We start from the raw sequence: 22,417 nt of genomic DNA, 5'->3' as shown, positions 1-22,417 counted from the left end.
TTCTGAGACACGCTTCGTAAACGTCTGTCTTTCCTGCGGCCGATGCGACCTTTACGTCGTCCTGTCTCACTGCTGCCAGTTGTCCTCGCGCCCAAAAGGAGACGACAGGCAGATATGCAGAAAATGGAAATCGAGATCAGAAGATTCACAGTGAAAAATCGAAACTTCCGAGTTATCCGCCGCATCGCCAAATTCATCATGCGTTGGCAGACTTCGGGCTCGCAGCGCGGCCCAGCGCGCTGCCCGACATGGAAAGACAACCAGGGGAAACAGGATGAAGACAGAGATGCTTGCCGCGGCGCTGTGCGCGCTGCTTGCCGCTCCCGCGGCATTCGCCGGACACGAGGCGCACTGGAGCTACTCGGGGCGCACCGGCGCCGAGCACTGGGCGGACCTCGACAAACGCTTTGCCGGCTGCCGCGGCGGCGCGGCGCAGTCGCCGGTGGACCTGGGCGGCGTGCAGGAGAAGGAGGACGGCGGCGAGGCGATGGCCTTCGCGTACCGCGGCGGCGCGGCGGAACTGGTCAACAACGGCCACACCATCCAGGCGAACCTGCGCGGCGCGGGCACGGCGCGCATCGACGGCACGGCCTACCAGTTGCTACAGTTCCATTTCCATACGCCCAGCGAAACCACGTTCGACGGCAAGGCCTATCCGCTGGCCGCGCATCTGGTCCACAGGGATGCCGAGGGCCGGCTTGCGGTGGTGGCGGTGCTGTTCAGGCTGGGCGAGGAGAACGCGGCCCTGAAGCCGGTCTTCGCCAGCCTGCCCGCCCATAAGGGAGAAAAGCGGAAGCTGGCCGCGCTCGACCCGGCGGCGCTGCTGCCCGGCGCGCGCGGCTATTACGCCTACATGGGTTCGCTGACCACGCCGCCGTGCAGCGAAGGCGTGCGCTGGCGCGTGTTCAGGACGCCGCTGGAGATTTCCGCGGCGCAACTGGCGGCGTTCCGCGCGCTGTACCCGATGAACGCGCGCCCCGCGCAGCCGCTCAACGGACGCGAGATACGGTCCGGCGGCGCGGACTGAACGACAGCCCGCGCCGCCGAGGGGCGGGCCGGGCTAGCCCGCCAGCGCCCGCCCGACGATCAGCGGATCGGTCGGGCCGACCGCCTCGACGTCGCGGTTGGCGTAGGGAAAGCGCAGCAGCACGTGCCGCATCGCGTTCAGGCGCGCCCGCTTCTTGCAGTCGGAGCGGATCACGGTCCACGGCGAATCGGCGGTATCGGTGCGCGCGAACATCGTTTCCTTCGCCCGCGTGTAGGCATCCCACTTGTCGAGCGAGGCGACGTCGACCGGGCTGAGCTTCCATTGCTTGAGCGGATGGATCTCGCGCTCGCGGAAGCGCCGGCGCTGCTCCTTCTGGCTGACCGAGAACCAGAACTTGAACAGGTGGATGCCGCTGCGCACCAGATGCCGCTCGAACTCGGGCACCTGCATCAGGAAATCCTGGTATTCCTGCGGCGAGCAGAATCCCATCACGTGTTCCACGCCGGCGCGGTTGTACCAGGAGCGGTCGAACAGCACGATCTCGCCGGCCGAGGGCAGGTGCTGGACGTAGCGCTGGAAGTACCACTGGCCGCGCTCGGATTCGGTGGGCTTTTCCAGCGCCACCACGCGCGCGCCGCGCGGGTTCAGGTGTTCCATGAAGCGTTTGATGGCGCCGCCCTTGCCGGCCGCGTCGCGCCCCTCGAACAGGATCACCACGCGCTGGCCGGTTTCCTTGACCCAGGCCTGCAGCTTCAGGAATTCCACCTGGAGCCGGTATTTCTGTTTCTCGTAATTGCGCCGCGACATCAGGTTCTGGTACGGATACAGGCCCTCGCGCCAGCCCGGCGACAGCTCGTGGTCCGGATGCCTGCGCTTGCCCACCTGCCAGGCGCCGGGATCGCCTTCGAGGATGAGGCTGCGCAGTTGCGCGGCTTCGTCGGGAGACATGCCGTCCATCAGCGTCCTGACCACGCCGAGCATGCCTTCCTCGCCCTCGACGGCGGCCTGAGCGAGGATGTCCTGCATGCTGCTGGCCGCCAGTTGCGCGGCGGCGTCCACGGCGTCGATGACGGTGTTGCGCTCGGCCGAGCGCGGCGTGCGGGTCGGAATCACGTCGCCCTTGGCGACCGGACGCGCGTCGGCTGGCGGGTTGGCGGAATCGGGCTGGCCGGAGGGGGACGAATCGATGTTATGTACGTGTGCTGCCATAGCGGGTATCGGAAGGGTTGCGCGGTAGCGCGATGCCCGGGAACCCGGCAGCAACTCCGGCGGGAATCGGGAATCGCGAGTTTGATTATGCGCAAACACCGCCCGGCGGCTCTTGATGCAGATCATCAGCCGCCCCCAACGGCGCTCAGTCCGGCTGGATATGCGCCTCGGCGATGATCCTGGCGGCCTTGTCCATCTCCGACCTGATATGCGCGGCGAACTGCTCGGGCGTGCCGGCCACCACCTGCAGGCCGGCCTTCTCCAGCGTCTCGACCGACGACGGCTGGCGCAGCGCGGCCACGATCTCGGTGTTGAGCTTGGCCAGGATGTCCTTCGGCATGCCCGCCGGCCCGACGAAGCCGTACCACGACGACGCCGTGAAGCCCGGCACGCCGGCCGACGCCACCGTGGGCACGTCGGGCATCTGCGGCAGCGGCTTGTCGGCCGCCGTCGCCAGCGCCAGCAGCTTGCCGCTGCGGGTGTGCGGCGTGGCCGTGGGCAGCACGTCGAACTCGACCGAGACGCGCCCGCCGAGCAGGTCGGTATAGGAATTGGACGAGCCCTTGTAAGGCACGTGGACCATCTTGATGCCGGCCATGTACATGAACTGCTCCATCGCCAGGTGCTGGGACGAGCCGCTGCCGCCCGAGGCGTAGCTGATGCTGTCCGGGTGCGCCTTGGCCAGCGCGATCAGCTCGCGCACGCTCTTGACCTTGAGCTGCGGGTTGGCCACCAGCAGCATCGGCGCGTTGACCGCCAGCGTGACCGGCGTGAAGTCGCGCACGGTGTCGTACGGCACGTTCTTGTAGAGGCTGGCATTGGCCGCGTGCGTGCCGGGCGAGGCGATGCCGAGCGTATAGCCGTCCGGCGGCGCCTTGGCCACGAACTCCGTACCGACCATGCCGTTGGCGCCCGGGCGGTTCTCCACCACCACCGGCTGGCCCCATTTCTCGGTCAGCTTCTGCCCGACCAGGCGCGCCAGCAGGTCGGTGCTGCCGCCGGCCACGTAGGGCACGATGATGCGGATCGGCTTGCGCGGGAAATCCTGCGCCGTGCCCTGCGCCGCGGCCAGCGGCGGCGCGGCCAGCGCGATGGCGGCCGCGGCCGCCAGTAGCGTCTTGATGTACATGTCTGTCTCCTGTCTGTAGTTATGTTGTCCTGCATTGCCGCGGCGGCGATCCGGCGCGGCTAGCCCGCTCCCCTACACATAGGCCGGCCCCTCGATCACCGGATGCGCGCGCAGGAAATCCTCGTCCACCTCGATGCCCAGCCCCGGCGCCTCGCCCGGCATGACGTTGCCATCCGCGTCGAGCCGGTCCGGCCGCGTGGTCAACTGGTCGCGGAACAGGTTTTCGCGAGCCACGTCGGCCTCGAAGTAACCGGGGTTCTCGATGGCCGACAGCAGGTGGATGCTGGCGGCCATGTTCAGCCCACTGGCGGACGTGTGCGGATGGATGGCGAGCTTCTCGCCCGATGCCATCGCCGCGATGCGCAGGCCTTCGGTGATGCCGCCGGTCTTGGACAGGTCGGGCTGCAACACCTGCACCGATTCCTCGCGGATCAGGCGGTTGAACTCGAAGCGCGTGTAGTGGTTCTCGCCGGCGGCCAGCGGCACGCCGCCCAGCGCGGCGGCGTGGCGGTAGTCGCGGTAGTCCTGCGGCGGGAACGGCTCCTCCAGCCACGCCACGTCCATCGCCACCAGCGCCGGCATCACGCGGCGCACGTCGTCGAGGCGGTAGCCGGTGTTGGCGTCCACCATGATCTTCAGCTCCGCGCCGAAGGCCCGGCGGATCGCCTCCAGCCGCTCCACGTCGCGCGCCACGCTGTCGCCGAAGCGCAGCTTCACCGCGCGGTAGCCCTGCGCGCGCAGCGCCGCCACCTCGTCCACCAGCGCCGCCGGCGGCTGGAAGCCGAGCGAGATGCCGCCGGCATAGGCCGGCACCGGCCTGCGGCTGCCGCCCAGCAGCTTGTACAGCGGCCAGCCCACCGCCTTGCCGCGGATGTCCCACAGCGCCTGGTCGATGCCGCTCATGGCCAGCGCGCACGCGGTGCCCATGCCGTGGCTGGCAAGCTGGCGCGCGTAGATGCGCGCCCACACGCCGACCACATCGTGCGCCTCCATGCCCGTCACCAGTTGGCGCAGCGTGGTGTTGATCAACTGGGCGATCGCGCCCGGGCAGCGGCCGTGGTGCGATTCGCCCCAGCCCACCAGCCCGCCTTCGGTGATCACCTTGACGATCAGCGCGTCGCGCTTGACCGCGCGCCCGATGCCGAGCGTCACGCCCTGCCTGACCGGGAACGAGGTGGCAAACCCTTCCACGCTGACGATCTTCAGGCTCGATTGGGTATCAGGCACGTTGCACCTCCACGGCCCGGCGGCTGGCATGGCCGTCCCAGACCTGCGGGTTGACCAGGAACTCGGGACGCTCGCCGGCAATGAGCTGCAGCAGCTGGCGCGCCGCGCCCGTGCTCATCTTCTCCGAACTCTCTTGCGTGAGCGACGCCGCGTGCGGGGTGAGCATCACGTTGTCGAGCGCCAGCAGCGGATGCGCGGGCGCCAGCGGCTGCCGCGCGAACACGTCGAGCGCGGCGCCGGCGATCCAGCCTTCGCCCAGCGCCCGCACCAGCGCATCCTCGTCGACGACCTCGCCGCGCGCGGCGTTGACCAGGAACGCGCCCGGCTTCATCGCGCGCAGCCGCGCCGCGTCGAGCAGGTGATGGGTCTGCGGCGTCAGCGGGCAGTTCAACGAGACGAAATCGCTTCGCCGCAGCAGTTCGTCCAGCGTGACCCGCGTGACGAAGTCCGGCAGGCCGGCCTCGCCGGGCTGGCTGGCCAGCACGGTCATGCCGAACGCCCCGGCGCAGATGCGCGCGAGCCTGCCGCCGATATTGCCCAGGCCGACGATGCCGACCGTCTTGCCCGCCAGTTCGACGGTCGGCGCGCTGAGCGCGCGCGCCTCGGCCCAGCCGGCGCCGCGCAAAGCCGCGTCCATCATGCCGAAGCGCCGCGCCAGCGCGAGAAAGGCGCCGATGCAGTATTCGGCCACCGCCTGCGCGTTGGCACCGGGCACGTTGGCCACGGGAATGCCGAGCGCGGTGGCGGCATCGACCGGAATCATGTCGAGCCCGGTGCCGTTGCGCACCACGCCCTTGAGCCGGGGCGCGCCGTCGAACAGGTCGGCGGGCAGGTGGCTGCGCACCAGCAGGTAGTCCGCGTCGCGCACCATGCGGCGCAGCGTGTCGGCGCCGGTGTCGGGCGCCACCACCAGCTCCGCCACCGGCGCCAGCAGGGCGGCGCCGGATGCGTGCATGGGCAGCGTGCAGAGAATGAGAGGTCGCGTCATGTGCGTTCTCCCGCCTCAGGCGACACGATACTTGCGCAGGACTTCGCGGTCGATCTCGATGCCCAGCCCCGGCCCGGTCGGCACCGCGACGATGCCGCGCGTGTGCGTGAGCGGCGTGGTGCTGAGCTCGTCGCGGAACGGGTTGAAGGTCTGCTCGTACTCCAGCATCGGATGCACCGGCACCAGGCAGGGCGGGCAGTTGGGCAGCGAGGCCAGGAAATGCATGGTGGCCGCCAGCCCGATGGCCGTGCCCCATGCGTGCGGCACGCACTGCACCGAATGCGCCTGCGCCAGCGTGGCGATCTTCTTGCACTCGGTGATGCCGCCGGCCGCGCACACATCCGGCTGCACGATGTCCATCGCGCGCTTTTCCAGCAGATGGCGGAAGCTGAACTTGGTGAACTCGTTCTCGCCGCCGGCGATCGCCATGTCCAGCCGGCGCGACACCTCCACGTAGCCGTCCACGTCTTCCGGCGAGATCGGCTCCTCGAACCAGTGCACGTCGAGCTTCTCCAGCTCGCGGCCGATGTTGATGGCCTGCGGCACCGTGAAGCAGTGGTTGGCGTCCACCATCAACTGCACCTTGGGGCCGATGGCGTCGCGCACCGCTGCCACGCGCTCCAGGTCCTTGTGGATCGAGCCCAGGCCGATCTTCATCTTGATCGCGCCGAAGCCCTGCTCCACGTAGCCCTGCGCTTCCTCCACGGCCTCTTCCACCAGGCGGTTCATGTCGCGGAAGTACAGGCCGGTGGCATAGGCCTGCAGCTCGGTGCGGAAGGCGCCGCCGATCAGCTTGTGGACGGGCTTGCCGCAGGCCTTGCCGATGATGTCCCACAGCGCGATGTCGATGCCGCTGATGGCCGAGATGTTCATCCCGGTCATGCCGTAGTCCTTGACCTTGTTGTACAGCTCCTCCCAGATCACCTCGACGTCGAACGGGTCGCGCCCGATCACGGCGGCGCGCAGCACGGTCTCGACGATGGCGCGGTTCACCGCCGCCGGCCCGTAGCAGTCGCCCCAGCCGACGATGCCCTCGTCGGTCACGATCTCCACCACCAGCGCGCCCTTGGTCTTGTAGTACCAGCCGCGCGAGGAGGTGAAGGGCTCGTCCACGTTCACCAGCAGCTGGTGCGTGATGACATCGGTAATTTTCATGTTCGCTTCGCTTCAGGACAGGTAGGCGGGCTCTCTGGCCCAGGGGGAAAACGCGGCCGGCACCAGGATCTTGTTCTCCTGGGTCAGCACCAGCGGCTGCACCTTGACGGCGTAGGCCTGCCACGCGGGATCGGCCAGCAGGCGCGCGCGCCGGGCGGCGCGGTCCTCGAGGTCCTGGTAGGCCCACAGGTGCACCACCTGGTTGAGCGGGCCCAGCTCGCTGGTGAAGTAGCCCAGCAGGTGGCCCAGGATGGGGCGCTGGATGGCGAGGCCCTCGGCCTCGTACATCCTCACGTAGGCCTGCGCCTTGCCGCAGTGGCAGGTGTAGACCCGCTCTTCCACAATCATCGTCGTCTCCTTTGTCTTCGCGTCGGTTCCCGGCGGTACCGCGCGAAGTCTATTTAAACTATAAACCTATATAGGACTACAGTGCTGCTAGTATAGACACGGAAACGAAACTGTCAAATGGCCATTGATGCGGCCGTTGATGGTTGCTTGAGACGAGGCGGTCCGGGCGCGGCAAGGCGCGCGCCGGCAGGATGGCCCGCAAGAAGAGGAAGAAAAGATGATGGAAGCACCTGGCGTGGATGCCATCGCGCAATGGCTGCCCGACACGCTGCGCGCGCGCGAGCGCTCCGGCCTGCCGAAATACCTGCAACTGCGCGACGCCGTGTCCGACGCGATCGACGACACGCGCCTGCGCGGCGGCGACAAGCTGCCGGCCGAGGAAACCCTGGCGCAGATCAGCGGCTTCAGCCTGGGCACCGTGCAGCGCGCGCTGGCCAGCCTCGCCGAGGACGGGCTGGTGGTGCGCCGGCAAGGCTCCGGCACCTTCGTGGCCGCCGGCGAGCGGCCCATGACGGCGCCCTTCTATCACTGCCGCTTCCTCGACGAAAGCAGCGGCGAGATCCTGCCGATCTTCTCGCACGCCATCGGCAAGCAGACCGTCACCGAGAGCGGCCCGTGGTCGGCGCACCTGCCCGGCGCCGCGTGGCACCGCGTGGACCGCATCTTCTCGGTCAACAACGAGTTCGACCTGTTCACCAGCTTCTACGTGGTGCAGGGCCGCTTCCCGGAACTGGAGGAGGAGCCGGTCGAGGCGCTCCAGGGCATCAACCTGAAGGAATTCCTCGCGCGCAAGGCGCGCCAGGCGGTCACGCACTTTGCCGAGACGCTGACGGTCGGCGTGTTCCCGCCGGCCGCGTGCCGCGCCATCGGCGTCAAGCCGGGCACCGCGGGCGCGACGCTGGAGATCCGCGCGTTCGACAAGCGCGGCGACGCGGTCTATTTCCAGACCATCGCGATCCCGCCCAATCCGCGCCGGCTGCTGCTATCCAACTGAGCGCCCGGCCACCGGCAGCTCGAAGCGGAATACCGCGCCCGCGCCTTCGCGCTCGAGCAGGCGGATCTGGCTGTGGTGCAGCTGCAGCATGCGCTGCACGATCAGCAGCCCCAGCCCGCCGCCGCGGTGCGCGCCCGCGCTGAAGGCGCGCTGGAACAAACGCTCGCGCAAGGCCGGCGCGATGCCGGGGCCGGTGTCGCTGACCGTGACCGACACCTTGCCGTCGCCCACGGCAAGGTCGACATCGACGGCGCCATGCGCGGGCGTGTGGCGGATGGCGTTGTCCAGCAGGTTGGTCAGCACGCGCTCGATCATGCCGAGGTCCGCCGTCACCGCGGGCAGCCGCGGCGGGATGCCGGCGCGCAACTGCACCTGGCGCGCCTCGGCCGGCAGCTCGAATTTCTGGAACACGTCCTGCAGCAGGTCCGCCAGCGAGAACGCTTCCAGCGCGGGCTGCACGATGCCGTGCTCCAGCCGCGCCAGCTCGAACAGCGACTGCGCCAGCCGCCCCACCTTCACGCTCTGCGCCAGCGCGATGGCGAGGTAGCGGCGGCGCTCGGCGTCGCCGAGCGTGTCGGCCTTGAGCGAGAGCGTTTCCAGGTAGCCCTGCAGCGAGGTCAGCGGCGTGCGCAGGTCGTGCGAGATATTGGCCACCAGCTCGCGCCGCTCCTGGTCCTGCTTGGTCAGCGCGCGCCATTGCTCGGCGATGCGCCCGGCCATCTGCGCGAACGCGGCTTCGAGCGCGGCGATCTCGTCGCGGCTGCCCGCGGCGGACGCGCGCAGCAGGCCCGGCTGCGCCGCGGGCGCGGTTTCCGGGTCGGCGTCGGCATTGAAGCGCCGCATGGCCTCGGTCAGCCGGCGCAGCGGCCGCGTGATCAGGCCGAACGCCACCAGCCCGGCCACGAGGCCCAGCGCCGCCACCAGCGCCATCGACCACAGCGTGGTGCGCAGCACCGAGCTGGCCGACACGCGCGCGGCCAGCTCGTCGTGCGTCTCGCCCAGCAGCACCACGTAGATATAGCCGCCCGAGCGCAGCGGCGCGGCGCTGAACACCTTGCGGCCGGTGGCGCTGCGCGGGTCGTCGCCGAGGATCGGCAACGCGCCGCCGGCCAGCAGGCGGCGCACCGGCTGCAGGTCCACCTGCTCGCGCTGCAGGCGCCCGGCCGGCGCGTCGTGGCCCACGACATGCCCCTGGCCGTCGAGCAGGTAGACCTCCACGCTCGGGTTCACCACCATCAACTGGCCGAACAACTGGCGCAGCGCCTCGGGCTTGAGGCCGTCGGCATCCATCAGCACGGCGTTGCGCGCGATGTGCGCGGCCAGCCCGCGCGAGAGGTCCTGGATGACCTCCTTCTCGTGCATGTCGTTGGAGCGGACCTGCAGCCACGCCGAGGCGCCGCAGCAGGCCAGCAGCAGCACCGAGAACACCAGCGACAGCCGCTGCGTGAGCGTGAGGCCGAAGCGCGGGCCGCGGCGCGCGGGCCGCTCCTGCGCAACGCCGGTGGTTTCGGCCGCGCTCTCGGTGAGGGTGTTCATGTCGCGTCTCCCGGCGCGCCGGCGGGCCCGGCCGCCAGCTTGTAGCCGTGTCCCCACACCGTGAGGATGCGGCCGGGCTGCGCCGGATCGGCCTCGATCTTGGTGCGCAGCCGGTTGATGTGGGTGTTGACGGTGTGCTCGTAGCCTTCGTGCTGGTAGCCCCACACGGCGTTGAGCAGGTCCATGCGCGAGAACACCTTGCCCGGGTGGCGCGCGAAGAAATACAGCAGGTCGAACTCGCGCGGCGTCAGCTCGATGCGCCGGCCGTCCACGGTGGCCTCGCGCGCGATCGGGTCGATCGACAGCCCGCCCAGCACCAGGCTGCCCGCGTCCACGCGCAGGTCCTTCGCCAGCGCGTCCACCCGGCGCAGCAGCGCCTTGACGCGCGCCACCAGCTCCAGCACCGAGAACGGCTTGGCGAGGTAGTCGTCGGCGCCCAGCTCCAGCCCCAGGATGCGGTGCACCTCGCTGGAGCGCGCGCTGGTGATGATGATGGGGGTGTAGCGCGCCATCGCGCGGGCGCGCCGGCAGATCTCCAGCCCGTCCACGCCGGGCAGCATCAGGTCGAGGATCAGCGCGTCCCAGTTGCCCTGCTCGAGCAGGCGCAGGCCTTCGTTGCCGTCGGCGCTGTGCACGACTTCGTAGCGCTCGTCGCGCAGGTGCAGGCTGAGCACGTTGGCGATGTCGACGTCGTCTTCGACGATCAGGATGCGCTTGGGATGGTCCATTGGCGGCGATAGGAACGGTGAAAAGACGGAAAAGACGGAAAGGCGGATGGCGCCCGCGCAGCCATTGTGCAGAATTCCGCGCCGCCGAGTTATCACATTTAATTTAACCTTTCGTGAGGACTCCGGGATCGCGCCGGCCATAGGATGCGTCCATCGATTCGTGGAACCCACGCAAGGAGTACATCATGGGCAGCAGAAGGCGCTTTCTATTGTCGGGCGGTGCCGCCGTGGCGACCATCGCCGTGGCGGGCGGGTGGCGCGCCCTGGCGGCCGGCCCCGCCGGCGCGGGCAAGCCGGCCGAGGTCTTCGAGGTCATGAAGACCGACGCGCAGTGGCGCCAGCTGCTGACCCCGGCCCAGTACGAGGTGCTGCGCCAGGAAGGCACCGAGCGCCCCTACAGCAGCCCGCTCAACAACGAGCACCGCGCCGGCGTGTTCGCCTGCGCCGGCTGCCAGCTCGACCTGTTCTCCTCGCGCGCCAAGTTCGACAGCCATACCGGCTGGCCCAGCTTCTGGGCGCCGCTGGAGCACGCCGTGGGCACCACCGAGGACCGCAGCTTCGGCACCACGCGCACGGCGGTGCACTGCCGCCGCTGCGGCGGCCACCTCGGCCACGTGTTCGACGACGGCCCCAAGCCCACCGGCCTGCGCTACTGCATGAACGGCGTGGCGATGACCTTCCGCCCGCAGGCCGCCTGACGCGCCCGGCATACCACCACATCTGGACCACGCCATGTTTCTCATCGTACTCGCCTATCTCGGCGGCGCGCTCACCATCCTGAGCCCGTGCATCCTGCCCGTGCTGCCGTTCGTGTTCTCGCGCGCGGACCAGCCTTTCCTGCGCAGCGGCCTGCCGCTGCTGGCCGGCATGGGCCTGACCTTCGCCGCCGTGGCCACGCTGGCCGCGGTGGGCGGCGGCTGGGTGACGCAGGCCAACCAGTACGGCCGCTGGCTCGCCATCGCGCTGCTCGCCGTGTTCGGCCTGACGCTGCTGCTGCCGCGGCTGGCCGAGCGGCTGATGCACCCGCTAGTCAGCGCCGGCAGCCGCCTGTCGGCCTTCGCGCAGGCCGACGGGCAGGTGCGGCCCGGCTCGTCCTTCCTGCTCGGCATCGCCACCGGCCTGCTGTGGGCGCCGTGCGCCGGCCCCATCCTCGGCCTCGTGCTGACCGGCGCCGCGCTGCGCGGCGCCAGCGCGGGCACCACGCTGCTGCTGGTGGCGTATGCGGCCGGCGCGGCCACTTCGCTGGCGGTGGCGCTGCTGATCGGCGGGCGCGTGTTCACCGCGATGAAGCGCTCGCTGGGCGCGGGCGAATGGCTGCGGCGCGGCATCGGCGCGGCCATGCTGCTGGGCGTGGTGGCGATCGGGCTGGGGCTGGACACCGGCGTGCTGGCGCGCGTGTCGACCGTGGCCACCGGCGGCATCGAGCAGCACCTGGTGGACCGGCTGGCGAGCAGCCCCGCGCCGGCGGCCGACACGGCTGGCGGCCCGGCCATGATGGCGGCCTCCAGCGCGATGATGCGCGCGGTCGGCGCAGACGCCGCCCCGGCGCTGCCGGTCGAAGGCCAGCTGCCCGCGCTGACGGGTGCCGTGCAGTGGCTGAACTCCCCGCCGCTCACCGCCGAAGCGCTGCGCGGCAAGGTGGTGCTGGTGGACTTCTGGACCTACTCCTGCATCAACTGCCTGCGCACCCTGCCCTACGTCAAGGCATGGGCGCAGAAGTACCGCGACCAGGGGCTGGTCGTGATCGGCGTGCACGCGCCGGAGTTCGCCTTCGAGCGCAACGTCGGCAATGTGCAGAAGGCCATGCGCGACCTCGGCATCGACTACCCGGTGGCCATCGACAACAACTACGCCATCTGGCGCGCCTTCAACAACCAGTACTGGCCGGCGCACTATTTCATCGATGCCAAGGGCCAGATCCGCTTCCACCATTTCGGCGAAGGCGAATACGCGCGCTCCGAGCAGGTGATCCGGCAACTGCTGGCCGAGGCCGGCCACGCCGGCGCGGCCACGGTCGCCACCGGCATCGGCGCGGCGTCCGAGCAAGGCGTGCAGATGGCTTCCGACAAGGCCGACGTGCGCTCGGGCGAGACCTACATCGGCTACGAGCGCGCCGAGCACTTCGCCTCGCCGGGCGGCCAGGCGCAGGACAAGCCGCGCACCTACGCCGCGCCGGCCCGGCCCGCGCTCAACGACTGGGGCCTGGCCGGCGACTGGACCGTCGGCGCGGAGCACGCCACGCTGGCCGGCAAGGACGGCCGCATCGTGTACCGCTTCCACGCGCGCGACCTGCACCTGGTGCTGGGCCCGGGCCAGGACGGCAAGCCGGTGCGCTTCCGCGTCAGCATCGACGGCGCCGCGCCGGGCGACGCGCGCGGCATGGACGTGGCGGCGGACGGCAGCGGCACGGTCACGGAGCAGCGGCTGTACCAGCTCGTGCGCCAGCCCGGCACGGTCGCCGACCACACGTTTTCCATCGAATTCCTGGACCCGGGCGTGGAGGCGTATGCCTTTACGTTCGGCTGATTCGACACATCTCCTGCTGCCGGTGTTCTCCCCTCTCCCGCGTGCGGGAGAGGGGGCAAACCACCAGCAACAAGCTGACTTTCCGCCAGCAACCCGATCTCACCAAGGACAGACCATCATGCCCACGCAATCGACCACCCTCTTCTCCCGCCTGACGCGCTCGGCCGGAGCCAAGCTTGCCGGCGCGGCCATGCTCGCCGCGGGCCTGGTAGCCTGGCAAAGCGCCAACTCCGCCGAGGATGCCGTCAAGATCCCGCCGCCCGCGCAGGACGAAAAACCCGCCGCGCAGACCGAGACCGCGGTCTTCGCGGGCGGCTGCTTTTGGGGCGTGCAGGGCGTGTTCCAGCACGTGCGCGGCGTCAAGCAGGTCACTTCCGGCTACGCCGGCGGCGCGGCCGGCACGGCGCAGTACGAGACCGTGAGCGGCGGCAACACCGGCCATGCCGAATCGGTGCAAGTCACCTTCGATCCCGCTCAGGTCAGCTACGGCCGCCTGCTGCAGGTGTTCTTCTCGGTGGCGCACAACCCGACCCAGCTCGACTACCAGGGCCCGGACCACGGCACGCAATACCGCTCGGCCGTGTTCCCGCTCACCGCCGAGCAGCGCAGCGTGGCGCAGGCCTACATCGCCCAGCTCGGCAAGGCGCGCGTGTTCGGCGGCCCCATCGTCACCCGCGTGGAAGACTACAAGGCCTTCTATCCGGCCGAGGCCTACCACCAGAACTTCCTCACGCTGCATCCGGCCCATCCGTACATCGTGGTCAACGACCTGCCCAAGATCGGCTACCTCAAGCAGATGTTCCCGGACCTGTACCGCAACGACCCGGTGCTGCTGAAGGTGGCCGGCTCCTGACGCGCTGGCCGGTGCGCGCCGCCTTCAGCCCCGCGGCTGGAAGGCGGCCGCGCCCGCGTAGCGCGCCCGCGCGCCGAGCGCGCGCTCGATGCGGATCAGCTGGTTGTACTTGGCGGTGCGGTCCGAGCGCGAGACCGAGCCGGTCTTGATCTGCCCGCAGCCGGTCGCCACAGCCAGGTCGGCGATGCTGGTGTCCTCGGTCTCGCCCGAGCGGTGCGACATCACCGCCGCGTAGCCCGCCGCCCGCGCCACGCCCACGGTGTCGAGCGTCTCGGTCAGCGTGCCGATCTGGTTGGCCTTGACCAGGATCGCATTGGCGACGCCGGCCTCGATGCCCTGCCGCAGCAGCGCGGCATTGGTGCAGAACACGTCGTCGCCCACCAGCTGGCAACGCCCGCCCAGCCGCGCGGTCAGCAGCTTCCAGCCGTCGAGGTCGTCCTCGGCCATGCCGTCCTCGATCGAGACGATCGGGTAGCGCGCCACCAGCCCCGCGAGGTAGTCCACCTGCGCCTCGGCGCTGCGCGTCACGCCCTCGCCGCGGTAAACGTAGCTGCCGTTCTCGTGGAACTCGCTGGCGGCGGGGTCGATGGCCAGCGCCACGTCCGTGCCGGCGCGGTAGCCGGCGCGCTCCACCGCGCGCAGGATGAAGTCCAGCGCCTCGTCCGCCGCGCGCAGGTCCGGCGCGAAGCCGCCCTCGTCGCCCACGTTGGTGTTGAAGCCCGCCGCCTTCAGGTCCAGCCGCAGCGTGTGGAAGACCTCCGAGGCCATGCGCACGCCTTCGGCAAAGTCCGGCGCGCCCACCGGCACGATCATGAATTCCTGGAAGTCGATGGCGTTGTCCGCATGCGCGCCGCCGTTGACGATGTTGATCATCGGCACCGGCAACACATGCGCCTGCGGCCCGCCGAGATGCGCGAACAACGCCTGCCGTCCCGACGCCGCCGCCGCGTGCGCCACCGCCAGCGACACGCCCAGCAGCGCGTTGGCGCCGAGCCTGCCCTTGTCCGGCGTGCCGTCCAGTGCGGCCATGATGCCGTCCACCCGCCGCTGGTCGCGCGCGTCCACGCCGGCCAGCGCCGCGCGCAGCTCGGTATTCACCGCCGCCACCGCGCGGCTCACGCCCTTGCCGAGATAACGCGCCGGGTCGCCGTCGCGCAGTTCCACCGCCTCGCGCGCGCCGGTGGATGCGCCCGAAGGCACCGTCGCCCGGCCCGTCGCGCCGTCGGCCAGCGTGACCTCCACCTCCACCGTGGGATTGCCACGGCTATCCAGCACCTCGTATCCCTGCACCTGACTGATCTCGCTCATCCTGCCGCTCCGTTGCCTGAAAGAAACCGCCTGCGGCGCCGCGGCTTCGTGAGCAATCTTCACGCTGACGGATGTTCCGCCGCGTGGGAGAAGCGCTCCTTCCCGCCACAACGCACTCGATGGATGGCATGTTAGGGAGAACAAGCCTCCGGCAAAACCAAGTTATTCTTCCCAATTCGTCAGTTTTTTGCATATTCACGCCATGCGGACCCTGCCCCCGATGTCCACGCTGCGCGCCTTCGAGGCCACCGCGCGCACCGGCTCCATCACCCGCGCGGCCGAGGAGCTGTGCCGCACGCACGGCGCCGTCAGCCGCCAGTTGCGCCAGTTGCAGGAACACGCCGGCACCACGCTGTTCGACAAGGACGGCACCGGCGTGCGCCTGAACGCGCGCGGCCAGGCCATGTACGACGTGGTGCGCGCCGTGTTCGACCAGCTCGAGCAGGGCTACGGCCGCCTGCTCGACCAGGCGCGCGGCCCCAGCCTGCACGTGGCCTGCAGCGCCACCTTCGCCATGCGCTGGCTGGTGCCGCACCTGGTGGACTTCTACCGGCTGCGGCCCGACATCCGCATCCGCCTGTCCATGACCTCCGCGCGCGAGATGCGCACCGAAGGCGCCGACGTGGTCATCGCCTGGGACCTCAGCGCCTACGCCGAGGCCGACCGCCGGCGCGCGCTCTACCTCGCGCCGGCCACCTTCGGCCCGGTGCGCGCGCCGGCGTACAAGACCCCGCTGCGCGCCGCCGTGCGCATCGCCCACGACTTCACCTCCAGCGCCTGGGACCAGTGGCAGCGGTTGTCCGGCAAGTCCATCGCGCACGGCGGCGAGCTCACCTTCCCGCACACCCACCTGTGCATCGAAGCCGCGCTCGCCGGCGCCGGCGTGGCGCTGGTCGAGCAACGCCTGATCCACAAGGAACTGCGCGACGGCCAGCTCGTCGCGCCGCACGGCTTCGTGCGCTTCGCGGGCGGGCTGATGGCGGTGCCCGCCGCGCGCGAACTGCCGCGGGACATGGATGTGTTCATCGGGTGGCTGCGGGGGACGTTGGGGGCAGAGGGGGAGGAAGGCGGATCATGAGGCTTCGAGCCGCGCGCCGGTTCGCTATATGATAGTCACCGTGTGCTGGCGCACCCGCGAAGCGGGTCCACTCTGGAAAACAGGTCTGCAAGCCATGAAACCCTCTCAGGCACTTGCCTCCCACCGCGAGGCGATCCGGCGCGTGGTGGAATCCCACCGGGCCCGCAATGCACGCGTCTTTGGTTCGGTCGTCCGCGGCGAAGATGCGGAAGGCAGCGACCTCGATATCCTGGTCGACCCGACACCGGAGACGACACTGTTCGATATCGGCGCCATCAGGCATGAATTGCTTCAACTGCTCGGCGTGCCCGTCGACGTGCTGACGCCGAAGGCGCTGCCCGAGAAATTCCGGGACATCGTGCTTGCCGAAGCGGTGCCGGTATGAGCCGGGACAAGCAACGGCTGGCCGATTATCTGGAGCACGTTCTGCAAGCCATCGACCGGATTGCCCGCTACACGAAGGGGATGGACGAGATGGCGTTCCTTGCGAACGAAATGGCGCAGGACGCGGTAGTCCGCAACATCGAGATCATCGGAGAAGCGAGCCACAACATCGAGGACCACTATCCGGAATTCGCGGCGGCGCACCCTGAGTTGCCGCTGGCCTTCGCCTATCAGATGCGCAATGCGGTGGCGCACGGCTATTTCGCGGTCGATCTGGAAATTGTGTGGAAAACCCTCCAGAACGACCTTCCCGGGCTGCGCCGGCAAGTGGAAATATCGCGCCAGTCTCTTCGCCAGGATATTGGCTGACCGGCTGCTCCTCGCCCACGGCCGCGAGCCGGACCGCGCGACCGCCCGCCCGACACCGCCATATTGCACTTCGGAACACCGCCCGGAACGCGGGAATGAGACAATGGCGCAGCCTTTTTCCGCTCTCATTCCAGCCGCCATGTTCCACCTCCCCACCGACGCCACCCCGCAATCCAAGTCCGCGCAATACCAGGAACTGGTGGCGCAGGCCCGCGCACTGCTGGCCGACGAGACCGACCGCATCGCCAATGCCGCGAATTTCTCGGCGCTGGTCTATCACTCGCTGCAAGACCTGAACTGGGCGGGCTTCTATTTCCATGACGGCCGGGAACTGGTGGTCGGGCCGTTCCAGGGCAAGCCGGCCTGCGTGCGCATCGCGCTGGGCCGGGGCGTGTGCGGCACCGCCGCGCAGACCCGCGCCACCCAGATCGTGCCGGACGTGCATGCGTTTGCCGGACATATCGCCTGCGACGCCGCCTCGCAATCGGAAATCGTGGTGCCGCTGGTTGCCGCCGACGGCACGCTGATCGGCGTGTGGGACGTGGACAGCCCGGTCGCGGGCCGCTTCGACAACGAGGACGCCGCCGGCATGGAAGCGCTGTGCCGGGTCTTCGTGGAACTGGGCTGGTCGCGCGCCTGACCCGCTGCCGGTAGCGGCGCGACCGGCCATGCTGGCCGCGCCGCCAAACAACAACAACAACAAGCACCGATCCGCCAACCATCCGTGACCACCCAAGCCGCCAGCATCCGCCACCCCGTCGCCGCGTTCTATCTGTACTACATCGCGCTGTACGCGCCGGTCGCCATCACCATCAGCTTTTTCCCGCTGTGGATCCGCGCGCAGGGCCTGGACGACCGGCAGACCGGGCTGGTGATGGCGCTCGGCGCCGCGCTGGCGGTGCTGGTCAATCCGGCGGTAGGCGCCATCGCCGACCAGTACCGCAGCCGCAAGGCCATCCTGCTGGCGCTGGTGGGCGGCTCCGTGCTCAGCGCCGGGCTGCTGTTCAGCGCCGAGGGCTTCGTCGGCGTGCTGCTGGTGTTCCTCGCCACCAAAGCCTTCTCGGCCAGCCTGATTCCGTTGAGCGAATCGATGGCGCTGGCCGGCGTGCCGCGCTACGGCCTCGATTTCGGCCGGCTGCGCAGCGCGGGCTCGATGTCGGTGGTGGCGGTGTCGGTGGCGCTGGGCTGGCTGGTGGACCGCGCCGGCACCGAAGTGATCGCGATCGCCTTCCTTGTGACCTATCTCGGGCAGGGCATCCTGGCGCTGATGCTGCCCAATGACGACATCGCCGTGCGCCACACGGTCAAGGGACCGCTGCTGCAGGTGCTGCAAGTGCCCGGCTTTTCGCTGTTCCTGGCCAGCGCGGCGGTCTCGCAGGCCTGCCACGGCTTCTTCTACAGCTACAGCGCGCTGTACTGGAAAAGCGTGGGGTTTTCCGCCTCGACCATCGGCTACCTGTGGGCGCTCGGCGTGCTGGCCGAGATCACGGCGTTCACCTGCGGCTCGCTGCTGGCCGCGCGCATCTCGCCGCCGGCGCTGATCGCGCTGGCCTGCGCGGCGGGCGTGCTGCGCTGGTCGCTGACCGGCCTGGCGCAGACCCCCGGCGTGGCCATGCTCGCGCAACTGCTGCAAGGCGCCACGCTCGGCTTCACGCAGCTTGGCGCGGCGCAGTACGTGCGCACGCGCGTGCCCGCGCAGGTGCTCTCCAGCGGCACGGGACTCTACGCCGCCTGCACCGGCCTGCTGACGGCGGCCTGCGTGTTCGCGGGCAGCTTCCTGTTCGCCAGCGTGGGCGGACGGGCGTTCCTGCTTACGGCGGCGATGTGCGCGGTCGGGTTGGCGGCGGCGCTGGTGCTGCGGGCGCGGGAAGCACGCTTGATGGACGTGGCCGGCGCGGGCTGACCGCTTGCGCCTGGGTTTCTGGATTGGGCTAGTCTGCCTGGATTTGCGCTGATTTCGAAGATTCGGAAGCTTTGGAAGCTTGGATTTGACGTCAACTGCTGAACGTCAAAGTCAACTTCTGAACGTCAACGGCTGAACGTCAAAGTCAAAGGCTTTCGCTCCCCCGGAGCGACCTACTTTCTTTTCCCCGAAAAGAAAGTAGGCAAAGAAAGCGGGCTGCCTTGCCGGCAGGGGCAGAAACGTTGGGATTTCGAGGGTTATTGGTTTCGTGGTGGGGCCTGTGGTTCTGCTGGCATCCTGCCGTTACCGGTTCGGCTGGCCACGATCTGGCTGGCGGTATGGGTTTCGGGGTCGGACCTATGATGGCGAGCGCACTGCTGGTTCGACCATCTGCCGTTACCGACTCGGGCGGCCACGACATAGCACCCTCATGTTTTCGTGGTGGGCGTGGTGGACCCCGCGCGAGTGTGTTGGGTTGCTTTGACCCGGATTACCTCTCAAGTCAAAACCGTTTGGCACTGAGATCAAATGGGGGCCACCGCGCCCACCACGAAACCAGCACCGTCCCTCTGCCGTGTGCATTTGCCCCGGTCGCGGCAGCAGCCCGAAGGGCCTGGGTCTATGCCATCATGCAGCGCCACCACGAATCGAACACCACCCGAGAGAACGTGGCCGCTAGAACCGGTACCGGCAGAATCCCAGCAGAACCACGAACCCCACCACGAAACCACCAACAGCCAGCAACCCTGTTCGGCTCTGCCCCTGCCGGCCAGGCAGTCCGCTTTCTTGGCTTACTTTCTTTTCGGACAAAAGAAAGTAAGTCGCTCCGGAGGAGCGAAAGCCTTTGAATTTGATGTTGACTTTAAGCCGTTGACTTTGAAGTTAATCCTTTGACTTTAAGAGTCTAAGGAATTTAAAATCAATAAAAAAATTAACCAATTACCCCCTGCCAAAGCAACGCCCCATTAAGAAAAAGAATAACCCCCGCACTAACCCAGGCCAACACCAGCGGCACGCCGCGCACGCGCCACGCGCCCATCAGTTCCCGGTTGGACGCGAACAGGATCAGCGGCACCACCGCCAGCGGCAGGCTCAGGCTGAGCACCACCTGGCTGGCCACCAGCAGTTCGGCCGAGCCGTGCTGCCCGAACACCCCCACCGCCGCCAGCGCCGGCACGATGGCCAGTCCGCGCGTGAGCAGCGCGCGCCGGGTCTGCGAGATGCGCAGGTTGAGGAAGCCTTCCATCACCGCTTGCCCGGCCAGCGTGCCGGTGAGCGTGGAGTTCAGGCCGCAGGCCAGCAAGGCGCCGGCGAACAGCAGGCTGGCCCATTGCGAGTGGAGCAGCGGATCCAGCAGGCGGTGCGCGTCGGCGAGGTCGCTGACTTCGGTCATGCCGCTGGCGTGGAACGCGGCGGCGGCCAGGATCAGCAGCGCGGCGTTGACGAGGAAGGCGAAGGTCAGCGAGCCGATGGTGTCGAGGTTGACGCCGCGCAGCGCCGCCGCCACGGCGGGCGCGTCCGCGGCCCGGGGCGCGCGCGTTGCCGCCGGCTGGCCGGCTTGCGACCGCGGCGCGAACTTGCTGACCAGCGCGGAGTGCAGGTAGAGGTTGTGCGGCATCACGGTGGCGCCGACGATGCCGGCGGCCAGCCACAGCATGCCGGCGTCGCGCACCAGTTGCGCCGAAGGCGCGAAGCCGCCGGCCGCCGCGGCCCAGTCGGGCTGCGCCATCGCCAGCTGGGCGACGAAGCACAGCGCCACCAGCAGGATCAGCCCGGCCACCAGCGCTTCGAGCGTGCGCCGGCCCTGGCGCTGCACGGCCAGCATGGCGATAGTGCCGACGGCGGAGAGCAGCACGCCGACCCACAGGTTCACGTGCAGCAGCAGTTGCAGCGCCACGGCGGTGCCGACCACTTCGGCCACGTCGCAGGCGATGATGGCGATCTCGCTGGCGAGCCACAGGCCGATCACGGTGCGCCGGCCGAAGCGCTCGCGGCTGAGCTGCGCGAGGTCGCGCCCCGTGACCACGCCGATGCGCGCGGCGATCCATTGCAGCAGCATGGCCACCACGCTGGCGGCGGCCACCACCGCGAGCAGGCCGTAGCCGTACCTGGCGCCGGCGGAAATGGCGGTGGCCCAGTTGCCCGGGTCCATGTAGCCGACCGCCACCAGCGCGCCGGCGCCGAGAAAGGCGGCCCGCCGCGGCAGCTGCGGGGCAAGCCGAGCGTCCGCGGACGCGGCGGGAAGGGCAAGCTGGTCTGGGCTGGGAGGCATGATTGGCTCTGGCATGGTGGTTGGCGCGCCGGCGGGGCCGGCTCGCGCGCCTGATGACTCATTCTGGGCAATGCCGCACGCTGCCGCCAATTGTAAATGCCAATCACTCTCATTTGATGCACAGATGAGGACGGTTGCACATCACTTCCAGTGCATTCTGATTCACTTATTTCGGAGAATTGCCTTCAAAGGCATAAAGAATGCGGTGCCTTCCGTGCGGGAAGCGCCGCCTGGCCGGCAAGAGCGGCAGGCGCGCATCCCGCCGGCGGCCTTGGGACGCACAGGCGCCGTGCCGCCCGCGGCGGGAACCGCGGGCGGCACGGCAAGGGAAAGACCGACAAACCGCAGCCGGCTTTGGGCCGGCTACCGCGCGGTCATTGCTTGATGAAGGCGAGCAGGTCTTCGTTGATGACGTCGGGATGGGTGGTGCACATGCCGTGCGGATACCCCTTGTAGACCTTGAGCGTGCCGTTGCGCACCAGCTTGATGGACAGCAGCGCCGAATCGGCGATTGGCACGATCTGGTCGTCGTCGCCGTGCATGATCAGGACCGGCACGTCGATCTTCTTGAGGTCTTCGGTGAAGTCCGTCTCGGAGAAGGCCTTGATGCAGTCGTAGTGGGCCTTGGTGCCGCCCATCATGCCCTGGCGCCACCAGTTCTCCTTGATGCCTTCGGAGACCTTGGCGCCTTCGCGGTTGTAGCCGTAGAACGGAATCGGCACGTCCTTGTAGAACTGCGCGCGGTTGGCGGCAAGCTGGGCGCGGAAGCCGTCGAACACGTCGAGCGGCAGCCCGCCCGGATTGGCCGCGCTCTTGACCATGACCGGCGGCACCGCGCCGATCAGCACCGCCTTGGCCACGCGGCCGGCGCCGTGGCGCGCCACGTAGCGGGCCACCTCGCCGCCGCCGGTGGAGTGGCCCACGTGCACGGCGTTGCGCAGGTCGAGGTGCGCGGCCAGCGCGGCCACGTCGGCGGCGTAGGTGTCCATCTCGTTGCCGGTCGCGGTCTGGGTGGAACGGCCGTGCCCGCGGCGGTCGTGCGCGATCACGCGGTAGCCCTTGGAGAGGAAGAACAGCATCTGCGCGTCCCAGTCGTCGGCGGTGAGCGGCCAGCCGTGATGGAACACGATGGGCTGGCCGGTACCCCAGTCCTTGTAGTAGATGCGAGTGCCGTCTTTGGTGGTGATGGTATCCATGACTTGGCTTCCTTGGTTGGGGGCGTGTTGGCCGCCGGCACGAACCGGCTTGGTGGCTGCCTCGGCGTCCGCCGTGGCAGCCAGGGCGGAAAGGGTGCCGGCGGCAACGGCGGACGCGCCGGCCACCAGCACATTGCGGCGCGCTGGCGACGGCACGGGGTCTTGTTCTTGTTGCGTAGTCACTGCATGCTCCTTGGCGAGAAACGATGCGGGAAGGAAAAAGGCG

21 protein-coding genes are annotated in these 22,417 nt (G+C 69.1%); 10 read left to right on the top strand and 11 right to left on the bottom strand.

Annotated features, from left to right (window positions below):
• Window positions 1–274: 274 nt before the first annotated feature.
• On the top strand, window positions 275–1,027 hold the full coding sequence (locus tag KF708C_RS13520; RefSeq protein ID WP_059412174.1) for a carbonic anhydrase: 753 nt from the start codon (window positions 275–277) through the stop codon (window positions 1,025–1,027).
• 33 nt (window positions 1,028–1,060) lie between these two features.
• Here KF708C_RS13520 and ppk2 read toward each other — a convergent pair whose 3' ends face one another.
• The 6 genes from ppk2 to KF708C_RS13490 form a co-directional block, all read right to left on the bottom strand.
• Window positions 1,061–2,197: a polyphosphate kinase 2 gene (gene ppk2 / locus KF708C_RS13515; protein ID WP_059412170.1), complete on the bottom strand. Its 1,137-nt coding sequence runs from the start codon at window positions 2,195–2,197 to the stop codon at window positions 1,061–1,063.
• Between the two features lie 145 nt (window positions 2,198–2,342).
• The gene (locus KF708C_RS13510; RefSeq protein ID WP_059412165.1) at window positions 2,343–3,326 is read right to left on the bottom strand and encodes a Bug family tripartite tricarboxylate transporter substrate binding protein; all 984 of its coding nucleotides are present in this window, start codon (window positions 3,324–3,326) and stop codon (window positions 2,343–2,345) included.
• Between the two features lie 72 nt (window positions 3,327–3,398).
• A complete protein-coding gene (locus tag KF708C_RS13505; protein WP_082079545.1) occupies window positions 3,399–4,553 on the bottom strand; it encodes a mandelate racemase/muconate lactonizing enzyme family protein in 1,155 nt (384 codons plus the stop codon).
• Window positions 4,546–5,541 carry a hydroxyacid dehydrogenase gene (locus KF708C_RS13500; RefSeq protein WP_063923005.1) on the bottom strand — a complete coding sequence of 332 codons (996 nt, stop codon included), beginning with the start codon at window positions 5,539–5,541 and terminating at the stop codon, window positions 4,546–4,548. The genes KF708C_RS13505 and KF708C_RS13500 overlap by 8 nt, the downstream gene beginning before the upstream one ends.
• A gap of 15 nt (window positions 5,542–5,556) precedes the next feature.
• Entirely contained in the window at window positions 5,557–6,696 is a 1,140-nt protein-coding gene (locus KF708C_RS13495; RefSeq protein ID WP_020202757.1) for a mandelate racemase/muconate lactonizing enzyme family protein, read from the bottom strand.
• A gap of 12 nt (window positions 6,697–6,708) precedes the next feature.
• Window positions 6,709–7,044 (bottom strand): NIPSNAP family protein, encoded by a 336-nt coding sequence (locus tag KF708C_RS13490; RefSeq protein WP_020202756.1) that lies wholly within the window; start codon window positions 7,042–7,044, stop codon window positions 6,709–6,711.
• A gap of 217 nt (window positions 7,045–7,261) precedes the next feature.
• Between KF708C_RS13490 and KF708C_RS13485 the strand changes: the two genes are divergently transcribed.
• Window positions 7,262–8,038 carry a GntR family transcriptional regulator gene (locus tag KF708C_RS13485; RefSeq protein ID WP_020202755.1) on the top strand — a complete coding sequence of 259 codons (777 nt, stop codon included), beginning with the start codon at window positions 7,262–7,264 and terminating at the stop codon, window positions 8,036–8,038.
• Here the strand turns inward: KF708C_RS13485 and KF708C_RS13480 are convergent.
• Both KF708C_RS13480 and KF708C_RS13475 read right to left on the bottom strand, forming a co-directional pair.
• Complete coding sequence (locus tag KF708C_RS13480) at window positions 8,027–9,574, bottom strand: HAMP domain-containing sensor histidine kinase (RefSeq protein ID WP_231586471.1); 1,548 nt, start codon at window positions 9,572–9,574, stop codon at window positions 8,027–8,029. The genes KF708C_RS13485 and KF708C_RS13480 overlap by 12 nt on opposite strands.
• Window positions 9,571–10,302 carry a response regulator transcription factor gene (locus tag KF708C_RS13475; protein ID WP_020202753.1) on the bottom strand — a complete coding sequence of 244 codons (732 nt, stop codon included), beginning with the start codon at window positions 10,300–10,302 and terminating at the stop codon, window positions 9,571–9,573. The genes KF708C_RS13480 and KF708C_RS13475 overlap by 4 nt, the downstream gene beginning before the upstream one ends.
• Window positions 10,303–10,487: 185 nt before the next feature.
• On the opposite strand from KF708C_RS13475, the gene msrB reads away from it, so the two are divergent.
• The 3 genes from msrB (at window position 10,488) to msrA (ending at window position 13,681) form a co-directional block, all read left to right on the top strand.
• Window positions 10,488–11,000: a peptide-methionine (R)-S-oxide reductase MsrB gene (gene msrB / locus KF708C_RS13470; RefSeq protein ID WP_029043549.1), complete on the top strand. Its 513-nt coding sequence runs from the start codon at window positions 10,488–10,490 to the stop codon at window positions 10,998–11,000.
• 34 nt (window positions 11,001–11,034) lie between these two features.
• The gene (locus KF708C_RS13465; RefSeq protein ID WP_059412159.1) at window positions 11,035–12,828 is read left to right on the top strand and encodes a cytochrome c biogenesis protein DipZ; all 1,794 of its coding nucleotides are present in this window, start codon (window positions 11,035–11,037) and stop codon (window positions 12,826–12,828) included.
• A gap of 118 nt (window positions 12,829–12,946) precedes the next feature.
• Entirely contained in the window at window positions 12,947–13,681 is a 735-nt protein-coding gene (gene msrA, locus KF708C_RS13460; protein WP_059412158.1) for a peptide-methionine (S)-S-oxide reductase MsrA, read from the top strand.
• A gap of 24 nt (window positions 13,682–13,705) precedes the next feature.
• Here msrA and eno read toward each other — a convergent pair whose 3' ends face one another.
• Entirely contained in the window at window positions 13,706–14,989 is a 1,284-nt protein-coding gene (gene eno, locus KF708C_RS13455; protein ID WP_059412157.1) for a phosphopyruvate hydratase, read from the bottom strand.
• A 202-nt stretch (window positions 14,990–15,191) separates the two neighbouring features.
• On the opposite strand from eno, the gene KF708C_RS13450 reads away from it, so the two are divergent.
• The 5 genes from KF708C_RS13450 to KF708C_RS13430 all read left to right on the top strand — a co-directional run bounded on the left by KF708C_RS13450 (window position 15,192) and on the right by KF708C_RS13430 (window position 18,723).
• Entirely contained in the window at window positions 15,192–16,067 is an 876-nt protein-coding gene (locus tag KF708C_RS13450) for a LysR family transcriptional regulator (RefSeq protein ID WP_059412155.1), read from the top strand.
• Between the two features lie 94 nt (window positions 16,068–16,161).
• The gene (locus tag KF708C_RS13445; RefSeq protein WP_059412153.1) at window positions 16,162–16,452 is read left to right on the top strand and encodes a nucleotidyltransferase family protein; all 291 of its coding nucleotides are present in this window, start codon (window positions 16,162–16,164) and stop codon (window positions 16,450–16,452) included.
• The gene (locus KF708C_RS13440) at window positions 16,449–16,820 is read left to right on the top strand and encodes a HepT-like ribonuclease domain-containing protein (RefSeq protein ID WP_059412151.1); all 372 of its coding nucleotides are present in this window, start codon (window positions 16,449–16,451) and stop codon (window positions 16,818–16,820) included. Before KF708C_RS13445 ends, KF708C_RS13440 begins: the two co-directional genes overlap by 4 nt.
• A gap of 139 nt (window positions 16,821–16,959) precedes the next feature.
• The gene (locus tag KF708C_RS13435; RefSeq protein WP_059412149.1) at window positions 16,960–17,460 is read left to right on the top strand and encodes a GAF domain-containing protein; all 501 of its coding nucleotides are present in this window, start codon (window positions 16,960–16,962) and stop codon (window positions 17,458–17,460) included.
• Between the two features lie 84 nt (window positions 17,461–17,544).
• Window positions 17,545–18,723: an MFS transporter gene (locus tag KF708C_RS13430; RefSeq protein WP_059412144.1), complete on the top strand. Its 1,179-nt coding sequence runs from the start codon at window positions 17,545–17,547 to the stop codon at window positions 18,721–18,723.
• A gap of 931 nt (window positions 18,724–19,654) precedes the next feature.
• Here KF708C_RS13430 and KF708C_RS13425 read toward each other — a convergent pair.
• Both KF708C_RS13425 and KF708C_RS13420 read right to left on the bottom strand, forming a co-directional pair.
• Window positions 19,655–20,995 carry an Nramp family divalent metal transporter gene (locus tag KF708C_RS13425; protein WP_156173816.1) on the bottom strand — a complete coding sequence of 447 codons (1,341 nt, stop codon included), beginning with the start codon at window positions 20,993–20,995 and terminating at the stop codon, window positions 19,655–19,657.
• Window positions 20,996–21,369: 374 nt separating this feature from the next.
• Window positions 21,370–22,191, bottom strand: a complete 822-nt coding sequence (locus KF708C_RS13420; RefSeq protein ID WP_020204662.1) for an alpha/beta fold hydrolase — start codon at window positions 22,189–22,191, stop codon at window positions 21,370–21,372.
• Between the last annotated feature and the right edge of the window lie 226 nt (window positions 22,192–22,417).

Source organism: Cupriavidus basilensis, from assembly GCF_000876015.1.
GTDB classification, from domain to species: Bacteria; Pseudomonadota; Gammaproteobacteria; order Burkholderiales; family Burkholderiaceae; genus Cupriavidus; species Cupriavidus basilensis_B.
The sequence above is the reverse complement of the archived record's forward strand: the minus strand, read 5'-3'. Positions and strand labels throughout refer to the sequence as shown.